Source organism: Parajatrophihabitans canadensis, from assembly GCF_053764775.1.
This window is the reverse complement of record NZ_CM132445.1, coordinates 3,377,937-3,392,678: the sequence shown is the minus strand read 5'-3', so window position 1 is coordinate 3,392,678 and position 14,742 is coordinate 3,377,937. Positions and strand designations below refer to the sequence as shown.

Below are 14,742 nucleotides of genomic sequence, written 5' to 3'. Positions count from 1 at the left end.
CGTCAGTGACCCGCCATCGCATCGCCGAATCTCGGGGCCGAGGCATCCTTGGCCGAGATCTGGGCTGGGTTGGCGGCATCAATGGCGACCGGCCAATCGATCCCGAGCTCGTCGTCCAGCGGTGTGAAGGCGATGCCCGCCATCCCTGGAATCCACTCCTCGGTGAAGCAGTACACGTACTGGGTGCCGCCCTGGCTCGTCGATTGGAAGGCATTACAGACGCCAGCCGGGACCAGCACCTGGACGCCAGGCTCCAGTTCGACGGTGACGACTTTGCCGTAGGTCGCGGAGCCGGCCCTCGCGTCCAGGTAGGCGCCAAAGGCGCGGCCGGAGACGCACGATACGAGCTTGGTCATCGACTCGCCATGCAGGCCCCGAATCGCGCCGTACTTGGTCTCGGTGACGTTGATCTGCTGCCAGGTACCCAGATCTGCAAACGGGCCTTCGGCGTAGGCCGAGGCACGAAAGAACTCCCGAACCGTGCCGCGGTCATCGGTCACCTGCTTGAGCGTGACGACGAGAAGGCCGTCGATATCGGTCTCGGCTGCCTGCATCTCAGTCATTTCGAAGGTCACACGTCAATTTTCTCATGCCTTCGACATCGAACGATGCAATCGATCGGTATCAGCCGACACGACCAGATGCCGTTGGCGGAGGTCAGCGGTGGCTAGCTGCGCCGACGGAGGCGGTAGGCGGTGGCAACGGGAGCTTCAGGCACCGCTCGCGTCGACGACTCGTCGCCGTTGCTTTCGCCGCCGTTGCTTTCGCCGGTAGGCCCGCCGCGGTGAGGCGTGGAGCCGAGATATTCCTGACCTTGCATGCGCGCCCAAGCTTCAATGTCTGTTTCGGCCGCTGGGTCGTCGGAGAGGACGGTTATGTCGCCGCCGACCGGCAGCGCGGGCCAGGCCCGAGCCAAATCGAGAATCGGGAGCGGGCAGCGTCGTCCTCGCGAATCGACAAGAATTCCGTCCGATGCGTCGGCGACCGGGTCGGCCGGTACCGGATCAACTGATCGCGGGTGGGTTGATAACGGGTCTGTTGACGGGGACTTTGGGGTCGAGGCAACCTCGATCGGGCCGGACACGGGCAGCTCGGCCCGCAGCGCGCCGAGCACTCGCGGCAGCACTGCCAGAAATCGGTCCACGTCTGTCTGGCTGACCTCCGGGTGCAACGAGATCCGCACGTTTCCGGAGCTGAGCGCGCCCATGGCGACCAGCACATGAGAGGGCGTCAATGTGTCAGAGGTGCAGGACGATCCAGATGACACGACGAATCCTTCCCGGTCCAGCGCCGTGAGCAAGGCTTCGCCGTCGACGTACATCGTCGAGAAGGTCATCAGGTGCGGCAGCCGGTCTCTAGGATCGCCAAGCACGATCAATTCGTGCCCTCCGACGCCTGCGACGGTTGCATTGACCCCACCGTCCAAATGGGTGACGCCGTCGCGAATCTGGTCGATCAGCAGCCGCAGTCGGGTAGCGTGCCCGTCGCGATCTTCGTGGAAGGCCCGCAGAGCGGCGGCCGCGGCGAGGGCAGCCGGCACGCTGACAACGCCCGCCGACCGCCGGGACTCTGCCTCATCCGCCGGAAATGGAGACACCCACCGCGTGCCGCGGCGTACGACCAGGACTCCCACGCCGGGTGGACCACCCCACATCCGAGCATCGGCGGTGAATACTGCAGCGCCCAGGGGAGGGTCGCCGTAGATCAGGTCGTGGGTGGCGTCCACTACGAGTGGGACGCCGCTTTCGCTCAGTCCGGCGGCGACGTCGGCAACGGGCTGACGAGTGCCAACCTCGTGGTTGGCCGCTTGCAATACGGCCGCGGCTACGCCCGGACGGCGAGCCACCGCCACGAAGTCCGCAGCATCGACCCGGCCGAATGAGTCGACACCCACAATGTCGATCAAGCTGCTCGGGTCATCGCTGCGCTGCGTCGAGTACCACTCAGCTGCTTTCAGAACCGAGGAGTGTTCCACGGCTGAGTGGACCAAGCGGTTACCGGCGCGCGCCCGTCCGACGAGGGTTCCGAGCACCGCCAACTGCAGCGCGTGCGTGCCGGACGGTACGAAGATCACCTCGTCTGCCCGGACCGCAAAGATGCCAGCCACGGTTTCCCGCGCTGCGTCGAGCAGTACCGCGCTTCGCCTTCCGGGCCCGGTGAGCTTCGTCGGATCAGCCCAGCCGTCCTCCGCAGCCATCTGGAGTGCCTCGAGGGCGACCGGGTGGATCGGCAGTCCGGCTGCGGCGTCGAAGTATCCGGCTGTCGAAGTGGGCACCTAGCTGACGTTAGTACCTATTCAAAGGCCACCCCTGCCACCTTCGTTGGGGGCTGTCAGATACGCTCGCAACGAACATCGCACCGGCCCCCGCCGGTCTGTGCCTTGGTTGTAGAGGAAGGCGGTCTCGCCAGTGCAGCGCAAGCTCCGGTCACGTCTGTCGCGGCTCGGTCTCCTCGCGGGATCCACCGTCTTACTCACTGGCTGTTCGGCCCACGACGTGGAGCTGAAACTCCGCTTCGGCTGGCCGACGGGAGTGACCAAACAAGCCGAGCGGATGCGCACTCTGTGGACGTGGTCCTCTGTGGCCGCGCTTGTGGTTGGCGTGATTGTGTGGGGCTTGATCTTTTGGGCCTGCGGCCGCTATCGCCGCAGGAACGACGTGTTGCCCGAGCAGTTCAAGTATCACCTGCCAATTGAGATCGCATATTCAATCGCACCCTTCCTGATCATCGCGGTGCTCTTCTACTACACGGCGATCACGGAGAACTACGTCGACAAGCTCTCGCCCAACCCGGACGCTGTCGTCCAGGTCGACGCGTTCAAGTGGAACTGGCAATTCGAGTATCAGAAAACCGATGGCGTTGCGACGACCTACAACGCCCAGAACGGCAGCGGCGTCGCAGATCCAGGCGTCGGCACACCGCTTTCCACCGTGGGAAGCTCGACGGAGATTCCGGTTCTGGTCTTGCCAGTCAACAAGAAGGTGCAGATCGTCGAGGTAAGTGAGGACGTCGTGCACTCGTTCTGGGTGCCCGAATTCCTGTTCAAGCGCGACGTGATTCCCTACGGCACTGACGCAAACGGCGACCCTAAGCACCCGAACCGATTCGAGTTCACCGCGACCAAGATGGGTAGCTACGTGGGCCGCTGTGCCGAACTCTGCGGCACATATCACTCCCAGATGAACTTCGAGGTCCGCGTTGTCTCCGATGCGGACTACACAAAGTACCTGGACGCCCTGAGCAAGATCGGGTCCCAGGATCCGAATCGACAGAGCGAGGCGCTGGTAGCGATCGGCGGGTCACCTTGCGCTACGACAACGCATCCGTTCAACACCAATCGCTCCGCCAAGGCCGCCTCAGAGGCGACCACGTGCGATACCAAGTCGAGCTAGGGGGCAACCAGCCATGAAACTCGAAGCACGGATCTTCTTGGGGATCGCCCTATTCTGTTTCATCATCACGGCCGTCTACGCGTGGTGGACACAGCACGATATGGGCTCGGTCGAGTGGGCGGGCACGGCCGGTCTGCTGCTGTCAGGCGGTTTGCTGGGCTTGGGCGGATCGTTCTTCTGGTTCGTCTCGCGTCGTATCGATGACCGCCCGGAAGACCGCAATGACGCCGAGATCGCGGACGGAGCCGGCGAACTCGGCTTCTTTTCACCTGGTAGCTACTGGCCCATCGGCATCGCGCTCTCGGCGACGGTAACCGGTGTCGGCTTCGCGCTCGTTCAGTTCTGGCTTGTTGGGGTCGGAGTAGTACTGATCCTGACGTCTGTAGCCGGTTTGCTCTTTGAGTACTACGTCGGTGCGCGCGCCCCGCTTCGTTAGTCCTGATCTCTGGGCCTCGTTCGCCTCGCCTCGCCGCGTCCGGGCTGCTCTGCGCTTCACGCTGAACGGTTGCGATACGCCTTTACAACCATGTCGGCGATGCTGAGCGTGGTGGCGCCGCGAGTGACCTGACGTGTCCGGCCCTCAGCGACGGCCAGGTGCCATTCGCTGGGCTCCAGCGCACCGATAACAGCGTCGAGTGCGATCGAGGCTGTCTGGGGCGCGTGGGCCGCTGAGTGGCTGTCGTCGCGGTCGTGTCCGACGATGAGCAGCGTGCCGCCCTCGGCAACAGTGTGGGCAAGCCGAGTGACAAATTCTCCGAACGGCATGTCGGGGTGGACATACTGGCTGACGACTAGATCGTATTGGCGCGGCGGCTGCCACGCGGTCAGGTCGGCGACGAGCCAGGAGATGCGATTGCTCGCCTCAGGCTCGTGCTGTACGGCGAGCATTCGGGCACGCTGCACAGCGGTTGGTGAGATGTCGACTGCTGTGACGACCCAGCCCTGACGAGCGAGCCAAACGGCGTCGGCGCCGGTACCGCAGCCTGCCTCGAATACCGTCCCCGGAGAAACTCCGGCCACCTCCGCGACCAGTTGGGCGCTCGGCGTACCACTCAGCCTTCCGACTGTGCCTCGGTAGTGCTGCTCCCACCACTGCGCGTCGAAGTCGCGGTCCGGTGTCATGACTGCCACCGTAATGCGACACCCCCTATCCGCAAGGACTCATGCGATTTTGGCAAGAGCCTGCGACGGCCTAACATCACGCTCGTGCCGGAAATCGATCTGTCCCAGGTGGTCCGTCAACGCATTCGCGGCCTCCGTCAAGCCCGCGGGTGGAGCCTGGACGCGCTAGCCGCTCGGTGCCACATGAGCCCGTCCACGCTGAGCCGCATCGAGACCGGTCAGCGTCGCATCGGCCTCGACCAGCTCGTCCCGCTCGCTCGCGCCTTGGGCACCACTATCGACCACCTCGTCGAGTCGGTCGAGGACGAAGATGTGATCATCCGGCCAGTGCCACATCAGGAACCCGGCCTGACTACCTGGTTGCTCTCGAGAGAGTCACCGCAACCTGGCGCCAGTCTGGTGGCGAAGATGCGGATCACCCGCGAACGACGCATCGGCCCAGGCCACCTTGCGGTGCATCCCGGGCGAGAATGGTTCACCGTGCTCTCGGGCACCGCGGTCCTGCATCTCGGCGAGCGGCGCATCACCGTAGAAGCCGGCGATGCTGCCGAGTTCTCCACGATGACCCCGCACTCCATCGGGACGCAGACAGGCCCGGTCGAGATCCTCACGATCTTCGACCGTGACGGCGAACGCGCCCACTGGCGGATCGGCCGGCGAGAGTGCGGCGGGTGGGAGTGCGGACGGAACGTGACTGCGGGCGCAAACGTCCTCGAACAATGAGCTGCTGATACAGACAAATCCGCGCCTCTCGAACCTGGGTTCGAGAGGCGCGGATCCGGTGTCGGTGGCTACGGCTGGAGTTACTCGGTCAGCTCACCCTGCTTGGCAGCGTGCTGCTCCGCCTCAGCCTGTTCGAGGGCAGCCAGTTCGGCCTCGATCTCAGCCCTCTCCCGCACCGGGAAGAAGAAGCCCTTGACTCGCGTCCGATGGGGGTTTCCGAGTTTGTTCATCTTCTTCGGGATCGGTGTCGCCGCGTATTGCAGCAGTCCGTGCCCGTGATCGTCGACCGGTCCGAGTGGCTGGTGGATCTCGATGAACTCACCGTTCGGCAGCCGCTTGATGATGCCTGTTTCGATGCCGTGCTCGAGGACCTCGCGGTCATGCCGTTGCAGGCCGAGGCAGATCTTGTACGCGACGGCGTATGCCAGCGGAGGCACAACAAGGATGGCGATACGACCAGCCCAGGTCATCGCATTGAGCGAGATGTCGAAGGACTTCGCGATCAGGTCGTTGCCGCCGGACAGAAGCAATACGGCATAGAACGAGATCGCCATCGAACCGAGGCCGGTTCGAACTGGCACGTCCCGCGGTCGCTGTAGCAGGTTGTGTTTAGCTCGGTCTTTGGTGAGTTTGGCCTCGAGGAACGGATAGGCGCCCGCGAGGGTGAACAGAATGCCAGGGAGCACCACCGTCGGCCAGAAAACCGCCGGAATGGTGTGGTCCCACAGTCGTATCTCCCAGGATGGGAACAGACGGGTGGAACCGTCGAGGAATCCGATGTAGAAGTCGGGTTGCGAGCCCGCGGAGACCTGCGCGGGATTGTATGGACCGTAGAGCCAGACCGGGTTGATCTGAGCGAGGCCACCGAGAGCGGCGCATACAGCGAAGACGATGAAGAAGAAACCGCCGGCCTTCGCGGCGTACGTCGGGTACATGCGCTCGCCGGACACGGTGTGCTCGGTCTTGCCCGGGCCGGGGAATTCGGTGTGCTTCTGCTTGATCAGCAGTGCCATGTGGGCGCCGATCAGACCAGCGAGAATCCCGGGTACGAGGAGCACGTGGACGATATACAGCCGCCCGATTATCTCTGTTCCCGGGAATTTGCCACCGAAGGCAAGGAAGGCTACCCAGGTGCCGATGACGGGGATGGACTGCATGATCGCCTCCGCGATCCGCAGGCCAGTGCCCGAAAGCAGGTCGTCCGGCAGGGAGTAACCCGCGAAGCCTTCCAGGATTCCGAGAGTGATGAGGCCGATGCCGATCAGCCAGTTCATCTCGCGAGGCTTGCGGAACGCACCCGTGAAGAAGACTCGGAACATGTGGATGGTCATGGAGGCGACGAACAGTAGCGCCGCCCAGTGATGAATCTGGCGAAGGATCAGGCCACCGCGGACATCGAATGAGATGTGCAGCGTTGAGGCGTATGCCCGCGACATCTCGACACCCTGCAGGGGAATGTATGAGCCGTCGTAACGGACGTCCGTCATCGACGCGTCGAAGAAGAAGGTCAGGAAGGTGCCGGTCAGGATCAGGATGATGAACGAATAGAGGGCGATCTCGCCCATCATGAATGACCAGTGGTCCGGGAAGACCTTGTTGAGCTGTTTACGTGCGCCGGCCGCGAGGCCGAGGCGCTCCTCGGCCCACTTTCCTGCTTTACCGTGTGGTGTCCGCGGCTTCTCGTAACGCCGCGGACTCGGCACAGTTGGCGACTCGTCTATGGAAGTCATCAGGGCCGCTCCCAGAATGCTGGACCGATTGCCTCGGGAAAGTCTCCCCTGGCCACAAAGTACTGCTTACCGTCGACAACTTCGACACCAATCGGCAGCTTGGGCAAGCTGCGAGTGGCTGGCCCGAAGATGGGCTTGGCGTCCCGAAGGACGTCGAACTGCGATTGGTGGCACGGGCACAGCAACCGGCCGGTCTGTTGCTCGTACAGCGACGCCGGGCAGCCGGCGTGCGTGCAGATCTTCGAGAACGCGATGTAGTCGCCCCATTGGAAGCTGGACTGGCCTGGTCTGGCCTGCACAACCTGCCCCGGGCGCAGCCGGATGAGCAGCGTCGGCGAGTCGCCGGCCTTCACACCGCCGGGGACACCGGGGAACACCGTTTCGATCCCGCCGGGCAGGATGTCGTCTGTGCTGACCCGTCGGCCATCGGAGTAAACCACCGGTACGCCAGCGGCCCAAAGCGTGTGGAAGAGACTTTGGCCCGGCCCTCTGTTCGGCTTCTTGATCATGGCGCCGACCAGTGCGACCAGCGGCAATGCGGCGAGCGCACCACCGGCTAGCCCGATCGTCGTCTTGAGCATCGACCGCCGCGCGACTCCGAGGTCGTTGAATCCTGAGACCAAGGTCTTCGCGGTCATGATCTGTTCGGTTTCCGGCGACGGTTCGTCGTGCCGATCCTGGACGGCTTCTTCTTCGGGCATGAGCCACTTGGCCCAGAGGATTACCCCGATGCCGATACACGCGAGAGAAAGCCCAAGGGTGAATCCGAGCAGGGGGGTGAAGAACCGGAAGTCTTGATTGCCCTCGGTCGGCAGATGCCACTCAAATGGCACTGCGCCGCAGAACACGACGATGAATGCCACCGCTGAAAGAAAGGCAATCACGAAGAGCGCGGCGATGGTGCGCTCGGCGCGGCGCTCAGATCTCGTCCCTGCGATCGGGAACCGCTCTCGCCGGTGGACAAGATAGACACCGTCGACCTCGGCACCGGCAATCATCGCCTCTTCAGGCGTCATTTCGGCGAGCTCGTCGGCCGTCAACGGCACCGGCTCATTAGTGCCGGGGTGAGAACCCTTTGTTGTATCGATGCTCACGATTTACGTCCGATCCAGAGAATCGCCACCATCAGAACCCCGAGTCCGACCGTCCAAATGAGCAGGCCCTCAGACACTGGCCCGATGCGGTCTAGACCGGCACCCCCAGGATCCTTCGACGCCTTCAGAGTCTGGATGTAGTTGATGATGGCTTTCTTTTGGTCCGGGGTGATTTGGTTGTCGGAGAAGACCGGCATGTTCTCGGGGCCGGACTGCATTGCTGTGTAGATCTGCCGATCAGTCGAATGGTTCAGGCTTGGTGCGATCTTTCCAGCAGACAGCGGTGCGCCCTTGCCGGCGAAGTTGTGGCAGGACGCACAGTTCAGCCGGAACAGCTCGCCACCTGCAGAGATGTTGCTCGAGTCGCCACGAAGATCAGTACCCGCGGGTGGGACCTGAGGGCCGCCGCCGACGGACCCGACGTAAGCGGCGATCTGCTCGGTCTCGGTCTCGTCGAACATTGCAGTCTTGCGAACGTTGTTGGCGCCCTGGAGGGCAGCGGGCATCCGACCGGTACTGAGTTGGAAATAGGCCGAAGCCGAACCGACACCGACGAGTGAGGGCCCACGACCGGTCACGCCTTGCAGGTTGGCGCCGTGGCAGGTGATGCAGCTGGTCTCGAAGAGCTGACGTCCTTTTTCGACGTCCTGTGCGCTCACAGCGGTATCGGCGGCACCGGAAGAGGGCGCGAGGAGCGCGTAGCAACCACCGACAGCGGCGAGGGCTCCGATCAGGATCGCGACACTGGTCACCTTGCGGCGAAGGCTGCCGCGACGACGACTCGGGCTCTTCTTCCACATCGCCGAGCTGCCGGTCTTGCCGACACCAGGGTCGCCGGCCGGCAACAGGTTGCCGTCAGTTACGGCCGGTTCGAAGCCGAGCTCGCTGTCCGCGTCGACGCTGTCGTCGTTCATGGACATCCTTTCGTGATCGCCGTACTTAGTACGTTCCGAGCAGGTGCTTCGGAGGCGGGACTACTGGATCAGATAGATCGTTGCGAACAGCCCGATCCAGACGATGTCGACGAAGTGCCAGTAGTACGACACGACGATGGCGGCGGTGGCCTGCGCCGGGGTGAATCGCCCCAGCGCCGTTCTTGCCAGGAAGAACAGGAATGCAATCAGCCCACCGATGACGTGCAATCCGTGAAAGCCGGTTGTCAGGTAGAAGACTGAGCCGTAACCCGATGAAGACAGGGTCATGCCGGCCTCGTGCACGCCGTTGACGATTGCCGAGTTGTGATACTCGTTGACGTTCATGCGGTACTCGTTCGCCTGACCGAGCACGAAGATCAGGCCCATTATGAACGTGAGGAAGAACCACCGGCGCAGGCCGTAGACGTTGCCCTTCTCCGCGTCGAACACACCCATCTGGCAGGTCACGGAAGAGGCGACGAGCAAGATGGTGAACGGCGTCGCGTACCAGACGTTGAGGTGGGTGACCGGCCAGTCGTTGAGGTTGTTGGCGCGCACCGTGAAATACATGGCGAACAGCCCGGCAAAGAACATCAGCTCGCTGGACAGCCAGACGATCGTCCCGACGCTGACCAGGTTCGGTCGCGTCAGGGAATGAACCCTGGACGATGGGAAGCGCTCAGCGGCAGAAGCCGGTGCAGTCGAGGTCACCCCCGCATTATTGCCTGATCCAAACCGCTTGGCTGGTTCGGGGTCGGCCCAGCGCGTCGCTGGGTTTGCTTTCGCGGGGGTAAGGCGTGAACGTCGTCCCAGCCACGACCGATACGATGCCCAAATGACCGGTACTTCAGCCAACGCCGCGAACGTGTCCATCCTGGTTTACAGCCAGCATGCCGAGGTTCGCAGCTCGGTTCGCACTGCTGTCGGGCGGCGTGCCGCGAGGGATCTGCCGCGGATCGACTGGATCGAATGCGCCAACTACAGCCAGGTTATGGATCAGCTGGATTCCGGAGACATCGATCTTGCGATTTTCGACGGAGATGCCCAGCCCACAGGTGGCATCGGCCTGTCTCGCCAGTTCAAGAACGAGATAACCGACTGCCCGCCGATCATCGTCCTGATCCTTCGTGAGGTTGACCGCTGGCTCGCCTCATGGTCGCAGGCCGACGGTGTGATCGTCCGTCCTATCGACCCTGTCGCAGCCGCCGCGATCGTAGCCGAGACCCTTCGGGCGCACGCTGCGGCCATTCCCGTCATCCGCTGAACCTCAGCCCCGGCAGAACGGCTTCGCCCCATGGCTGACGCCATCGCTTCGAGCGCGCCATCACCGACAACGTCGACGTGGCCCCAGTTGCTGTCCGCGCTGGTGGCTGGTCGCGCGCTGAGCTCGGATCAGACCGCGTGGGCCATGAACGAGATCATGGCCGGTGAGGCCACCTCGGCGCAGCTGGCTGCCTTTGCCGTCCTGCTGCGGGCCAAAGGCGAGACCGTTGATGAACTGACTGGACTGGTTCAGGCGATGCTCAACCGAGCGAAACCGGTTCTGGTAGACGGTCGCTCGGTCGACCTCGTCGGTACCGGCGGTGATGGTGCCCACACCGTGAATATCACCACCATGGCCGCGTTGGTTGTAGCGGGCTCGTCGCGACAACTGGTCAAGCACGGCGGTAGAAGCGCATCGTCGTTGTGCGGTGCGGCAGACGTCCTCGAGCGACTTGGGATTGCCATCGACCTGGACGCGGACGGGGTCGCGGCGACGGTCGCAGAGGTCGGAATTGGCTTTTGTTTCGCTCCGGTCTTCCATCCTGGAATGCGCCATGCCGGGCCGACACGCCGTGAGATCGGCGTGCCCACGGCATTCAACGTGCTGGGGCCGCTCACCAACCCTGCACGGCCGGCGGCCGCGGCGATCGGCTGCGCCGATCTGCGCATGGCCCCGGTGATGGCCGCGGTGATCGCCGCGCGTGGCGACACCGCGCTGATCTTTCGCGGCGACGATGGCCTCGACGAACTCACGACAACGACAACGTCGCGGCTCTGGCTTGTCGACAACGGCGAGGTAACGGCCGAGGTTCTCGACCCCAGGAAGTTCGGCCTGGCGCCTTCGACGCCGGAGTCACTTCGCGGGGGAGACGCGGACTTCAACGCGGATGTAGTGCATCGAGTACTCGGCGGCGAGGGCGGCCCGATCCGAGACACCGTATTACTCAATGCAGCCGCGGCGATCGCGGCCTTTGACCAAGTGGTCTCCTCGGGCGAGGCGGCCATCGCCCACGGACTACCGATCGCGGCGAAGTCGATTGACTCGGGTGCCGCAGCTCGGCTGTTGGAGCGTTGGGTCGAATCAAGTCAGCGCGTGGCGGGCGGTTAATCCTGGCGACGCTCCACGTCCGGTCGTACCTCAAGTGGGATCTGAGCGGGCTTGGTCTCGACATCGGCTACCCGGAACCACCCGCGATAGCCGAACAGCATCGCGCGGGCAGCCTTGATCTCGACCGAGATGGTGAACCGGTCGTCCGCAACGTCAAATGACTCGACCACCTCCGCGGTGGCGGCCAACGCCCGCGGAAGCTTCATCCCGAACCTGCCTTGATATAGGCGCTGATCGCCGCCGCGCATGCGGATGCCGCCGTCGGGGGTTACGGACAGTTGTAGTTCAGCTGCGATGTCTTGGTGTGAACCCAGGTAGTTGACGATGCAGCCGCGGTTCTCGCTGAAGATCATCGTGTCATCGAAACGGTTCTCACGACCGGCAGGGTGAAATCGGCGCGAGTACGCAAATGTCTCGCGGCCGAGGGTGTCGAGGTACGCGTAGTTGGCAAGGTCATATGCGACGTCGGCACCCGAAGCCGGCAACTCCAGTCGCCGGTGTCGGCCCGCGAGCGCGATCGGCCGCGCTGCCAGCGCCCCCCGGGTCAAATGCGTCATGACTCCGCCACCGATCTGCGCTGTCCCGCTTGCACTGGACATGCTCAGTCGCCGTTGTAGCTTCGGATGCAGCAGCGCAAAGTCCTTACCGAGAGCGCGCTGGAATATCGAGGTCACGCGGTGATCCTGCTCCTAGTTTCCCGTGCGGGCATTCCGGTGCAGGCGTTCCCGGTGCTGGCGTTCGCAGGTGGCGAGCTGCTGGCTACCCCCCACTCTCGGCCCGCTTTGTTAGCCCTCTTTGTTCTCAAGGGCGACCAGTACGCCCGCTAGGGCGAAGTACTTGTTCGACCCGAGTTCACGGACCGTGTCGATGCCGAACTTCTCCTTGAGGACGGCGTCGTGCTCGGTTGTCAGACCTGCGAGGGCCGACGGTGGCGCATCCAGAACTTCTTTGACGGTCTTGTCTTCATACGACTTGTCGAGGGCCTTGGACAGATTGGCCTGAACTGCCATTTCGTGCCTCCTCGTCCTCCTTGCGGAGCGGTGCTGATGCGGCGAGCCTCCAATAAAGAAACGTTCGGCGCAAGAGATGCACTTGGATCGACCGCTGGCGGCTCCGCCACCAGCACGAGTCGTGACTGGGAGGCAGCGCTACGAAGGTTCGGTGTATCCGATCGAGAATGCGGCGTCCAGGTCGTGCTGGGAATAGGCACGAAACGCAACGTGGGTGTCGGTATGCAGTACGCCCTCGACCTTGCTGAGACGGCCGGCGATGACTTCGGCGATGTGCTCGAATTCGCGCACTCGAACGATCGCAATGAGATCGGCGTCGCCCGCGACGCTGTACACCTCACTCACGCCGTCAATGTCGGCGATCTCCTGCGCGACCTCGGGGATGCGGTTGGCTTCGACGCTGATCATGACGATGGAGGTAATCACCCGCTCATCGTAGGGCCAGTCATGCCAGCCGTTCGGCGAGAACTGCGCGATCATCGCACTGGTCGAGCGACCAAGGGCAATCTGCGTCGGTCCACGAACGGATTCACCCGGCGTCCGGCTGCGGTGGCTGAGGCTAGCCAGCTGCGTTGGCGAGCTGCGCCGGTAGCGGGTAGGGCCCACGGCTGGCTGCACCGAACGAGACGGACGCCAGATTCGCCCAGCCAGCGCAGCAGAATCTCGGTCTCTTCGACCACTGCGAACAGCGCATGGCCGCTGGCCGTCGGCAGGGCCTCGGCGGTCGCGACCATCGACTCGACAATCGGCATCGGAGGCACGCCGCGCGGTGCGGTCTCGGCTGCGACGAGTCGGCCGTTTCGGATCACGGCAAGGTCCCAGCCGCCAGCACCGTCCGGTCTTGCGGCGACCAGCTCATCGATTGTGCTGATCGCTGTCAGCGACTGAGTGCGCGCGCAGCTGCGAACCAATGTGGCGATTCTGTCCCTTTGCAGCGCGGCCTCTTCGTAACGCTGTGCCGCAGAAAGCGCAGTCAGTCGATCGCGAAGTGGTCCGATGAGGTTGCCAACGTCTGAGCGCCACGCCTCGACAAGTTTGGCGACGAGCTGGGCGTAGTCAGCAGGAGTGACCCTGTCCTCGCACGGTGTGCTGCATTTGCCGATGCCTGCCAGCGTGCAGGCCGAACGGACGGCCCGCCCTGGCGAGAGCCGTTCCGTGCATTGACGTAGTGGAACGGCGTCATGAATCGCGTCACGCAGCTGCTCGGCCTGGCGAGTAGATCGCAAGGGCCCCAGATAGTCGGCGCCGTCGGACTTGACCTCTCGAACCACTGACAGGCGTGGAAACACCTCGTGGGTCAATTTCAGCCAGACCGTCCGATCGCTGTTCTTGGAGCGACGGTTGTAGCGGGGTTTCAGGGCCGTGATCATCCGGAGCTCACGTACCTGCGCTTCGAGGGCGTGCGCGCACACGATTGCGTCCACAGACTCCGCCAGTCCGACCATCTCGCCCATCCTTGAACGGGTCTCAGAGGCGACAAAATACTGTCGCACGCGACTGCGAAGGTCCTTGCTCGTCCCGACGTAGAGCGGCGAACCGGCGCTGTCGGAGAACACGTATACGCCTGGTGCGTGTGGGAGGTCATCGGCCAAGTGGCGTTTGCGGCGCTGTGCGTCGCTCACCTGGGCGGTGAAGGCACGAAGTTCGGGCAATGAGTGCACACCGAGCACGCCCAATCGGCTGACCAGACCGTGCAAAACGTCGACGGTGGCTCGCGCATCGGACAGGGCACGGTGATTGGGCGTGGTGGTGGCGCGGAAGAAGCCGGCCAGCGTCGCGAGCTTGCAGTTGGGAACCTCGTCGCGGGTCAGGATGCGTCGAGCCAGCACTGCGGTATCGACAACGGCGAAGTTCGGCCAGCGCGTGCCGTGTGCCGCGCAGGCCGCCTTCAAGAAACCGATATCGAAGGGTGCGTTGTGCGCAACCAGAACGGAGCCGGCCGCGAACTCCAGAAAAGAGGGGAGCACGGCAGAGATGCGGGGCGCCTGAGCGACCATGCGATCGGTGATACCGGTGAGGACGCTGATGAAGGGTGAGATCGGCTCACCGGGATCTACCAGCGTCGCGAACTCACCGAGGATCTCGCCGTTGCATACCTTCACCGCGCCGATCTCGGTGATCGAGTCAGACCCGGCAGCGCCGCCCGTGGTCTCGAGGTCGACAACGACGAACGTGGTTGACCGTAATGGCTCGTCCAACTCGTCGAAATTCAACTGCACGTAAGGCGGCTGCCGTTGCGGCGGTGGCGCCGGCGGGAACACCGGCCTGCTCTGAATGGTGGGCACGTTCGGGACGCTAGCGCCGAGGTACGACGGAACTGACCAACCCGGCCGTGCGCTCGGGTGACCGATAACTGTGGTTTCCGAAAACTGTCGTAGGTGCTTTC

The 14,742-nt window shown here is 63.6% G+C and carries 16 protein-coding genes; 5 read left to right on the top strand and 11 right to left on the bottom strand.

Annotation, left to right across the window (positions count from 1 at the left end; genetic code table 11):
- Positions 1 to 2: 2 nt before the first annotated feature.
- A complete protein-coding gene (locus ACSMXN_RS16435; RefSeq protein WP_022912701.1) occupies positions 3 to 575 on the bottom strand; it encodes a dTDP-4-dehydrorhamnose 3,5-epimerase in 573 nt (190 codons plus the stop codon).
- 92 nt (positions 576 to 667) lie between these two features.
- A complete protein-coding gene (locus ACSMXN_RS16430) occupies positions 668 to 2,275 on the bottom strand; it encodes an aminotransferase class V-fold PLP-dependent enzyme (RefSeq protein WP_022912702.1) in 1,608 nt (535 codons plus the stop codon).
- Positions 2,276 to 2,408: 133 nt separating this feature from the next.
- Here ACSMXN_RS16430 and ctaC point away from each other — a divergent pair, with 133 nt between their 5' ends.
- Together ctaC and ACSMXN_RS16420 are read left to right on the top strand one after the other, a co-directional pair.
- The gene (ctaC, locus tag ACSMXN_RS16425) at positions 2,409 to 3,392 is read left to right on the top strand and encodes an aa3-type cytochrome oxidase subunit II (RefSeq protein ID WP_022912703.1); all 984 of its coding nucleotides are present in this window, start codon (positions 2,409 to 2,411) and stop codon (positions 3,390 to 3,392) included.
- Between the two features lie 13 nt (positions 3,393 to 3,405).
- Positions 3,406 to 3,828: a cytochrome c oxidase subunit 4 gene (locus tag ACSMXN_RS16420; protein WP_022912704.1), complete on the top strand. Its 423-nt coding sequence runs from the start codon at positions 3,406 to 3,408 to the stop codon at positions 3,826 to 3,828.
- A 56-nt stretch (positions 3,829 to 3,884) separates the two neighbouring features.
- Here the strand turns inward: ACSMXN_RS16420 and ACSMXN_RS16415 are convergent, their stop codons facing one another.
- Positions 3,885 to 4,514, bottom strand: coding sequence for a class I SAM-dependent methyltransferase (locus ACSMXN_RS16415; protein WP_027139298.1), 630 nt, complete (start codon positions 4,512 to 4,514; stop codon positions 3,885 to 3,887).
- Between the two features lie 84 nt (positions 4,515 to 4,598).
- On the opposite strand from ACSMXN_RS16415, the gene ACSMXN_RS16410 reads away from it, so the two are divergent.
- Positions 4,599 to 5,237 (top strand): helix-turn-helix transcriptional regulator, encoded by a 639-nt coding sequence (locus tag ACSMXN_RS16410; protein ID WP_196811231.1) that lies wholly within the window; start codon positions 4,599 to 4,601, stop codon positions 5,235 to 5,237.
- An 80-nt stretch (positions 5,238 to 5,317) separates the two neighbouring features.
- Here ACSMXN_RS16410 and qcrB read toward each other — a convergent pair whose 3' ends face one another.
- The 4 genes from qcrB to ctaE all read right to left on the bottom strand — a co-directional run bounded on the left by qcrB (position 5,318) and on the right by ctaE (position 9,686).
- Entirely contained in the window at positions 5,318 to 6,967 is a 1,650-nt protein-coding gene (gene qcrB / locus ACSMXN_RS16405; RefSeq protein ID WP_022912706.1) for a cytochrome bc1 complex cytochrome b subunit, read from the bottom strand.
- On the bottom strand, positions 6,967 to 8,061 hold the full coding sequence (gene qcrA, locus ACSMXN_RS16400; RefSeq protein WP_022912707.1) for a cytochrome bc1 complex Rieske iron-sulfur subunit: 1,095 nt from the start codon (positions 8,059 to 8,061) through the stop codon (positions 6,967 to 6,969). The genes qcrB and qcrA overlap by 1 nt, the downstream gene beginning before the upstream one ends.
- A complete protein-coding gene (gene qcrC / locus ACSMXN_RS16395) occupies positions 8,058 to 8,861 on the bottom strand; it encodes a cytochrome bc1 complex diheme cytochrome c subunit (protein ID WP_027139300.1) in 804 nt (267 codons plus the stop codon). Before qcrC ends, qcrA begins: the two co-directional genes overlap by 4 nt.
- 174 nt (positions 8,862 to 9,035) lie before the next feature.
- Positions 9,036 to 9,686, bottom strand: coding sequence for an aa3-type cytochrome oxidase subunit III (gene ctaE / locus ACSMXN_RS16390; RefSeq protein ID WP_022912709.1), 651 nt, complete (start codon positions 9,684 to 9,686; stop codon positions 9,036 to 9,038).
- 124 nt (positions 9,687 to 9,810) lie between these two features.
- On the opposite strand from ctaE, the gene ACSMXN_RS16385 reads away from it, so the two are divergent.
- The gene (locus ACSMXN_RS16385; protein WP_022912710.1) at positions 9,811 to 10,239 is read left to right on the top strand and encodes a hypothetical protein; all 429 of its coding nucleotides are present in this window, start codon (positions 9,811 to 9,813) and stop codon (positions 10,237 to 10,239) included.
- Between the two features lie 30 nt (positions 10,240 to 10,269).
- Positions 10,270 to 11,346, top strand: coding sequence for an anthranilate phosphoribosyltransferase (gene trpD, locus ACSMXN_RS16380; RefSeq protein ID WP_022912711.1), 1,077 nt, complete (start codon positions 10,270 to 10,272; stop codon positions 11,344 to 11,346).
- Here the strand turns inward: trpD and ACSMXN_RS16375 are convergent.
- From ACSMXN_RS16375 to ACSMXN_RS16360, 4 genes are all read right to left on the bottom strand, one after another.
- Positions 11,343 to 12,020, bottom strand: coding sequence for a DUF4166 domain-containing protein (locus ACSMXN_RS16375; protein WP_022912712.1), 678 nt, complete (start codon positions 12,018 to 12,020; stop codon positions 11,343 to 11,345). The genes trpD and ACSMXN_RS16375 overlap by 4 nt on opposite strands.
- Positions 12,021 to 12,131: 111 nt before the next feature.
- On the bottom strand, positions 12,132 to 12,356 hold the full coding sequence (locus ACSMXN_RS16370; RefSeq protein WP_022912713.1) for a hypothetical protein: 225 nt from the start codon (positions 12,354 to 12,356) through the stop codon (positions 12,132 to 12,134).
- Positions 12,357 to 12,494: 138 nt separating this feature from the next.
- Positions 12,495 to 12,782: an Lrp/AsnC ligand binding domain-containing protein gene (locus ACSMXN_RS16365; protein WP_027139303.1), complete on the bottom strand. Its 288-nt coding sequence runs from the start codon at positions 12,780 to 12,782 to the stop codon at positions 12,495 to 12,497.
- 50 nt (positions 12,783 to 12,832) lie between these two features.
- Positions 12,833 to 14,641 (bottom strand): DEDD exonuclease domain-containing protein, encoded by a 1,809-nt coding sequence (locus tag ACSMXN_RS16360; protein WP_455407603.1) that lies wholly within the window; start codon positions 14,639 to 14,641, stop codon positions 12,833 to 12,835.
- Between the last annotated feature and the right edge of the window lie 101 nt (positions 14,642 to 14,742).

Coding starts and splice junctions, on each gene's coding strand:
- ACSMXN_RS16420 (WP_022912704.1), top strand. CDS start 3,406: ATGAAACTCGAAGCACGGATCTTCTTGGGGATCGCCCTATTCTGTTTC.
- ACSMXN_RS16415 (WP_027139298.1), bottom strand. CDS start 4,514: ATGACACCGGACCGCGACTTCGACGCGCAGTGGTGGGAGCAGCACTAC.
- qcrB (WP_022912706.1), bottom strand. CDS start 6,967: ATGACTTCCATAGACGAGTCGCCAACTGTGCCGAGTCCGCGGCGTTAC.
- qcrC (WP_027139300.1), bottom strand. CDS start 8,861: ATGTGGAAGAAGAGCCCGAGTCGTCGTCGCGGCAGCCTTCGCCGCAAG.
- ACSMXN_RS16385 (WP_022912710.1), top strand. CDS start 9,811: ATGACCGGTACTTCAGCCAACGCCGCGAACGTGTCCATCCTGGTTTAC.
- trpD (WP_022912711.1), top strand. CDS start 10,270: ATGGCTGACGCCATCGCTTCGAGCGCGCCATCACCGACAACGTCGACG.
- ACSMXN_RS16370 (WP_022912713.1), bottom strand. CDS start 12,356: ATGGCAGTTCAGGCCAATCTGTCCAAGGCCCTCGACAAGTCGTATGAA.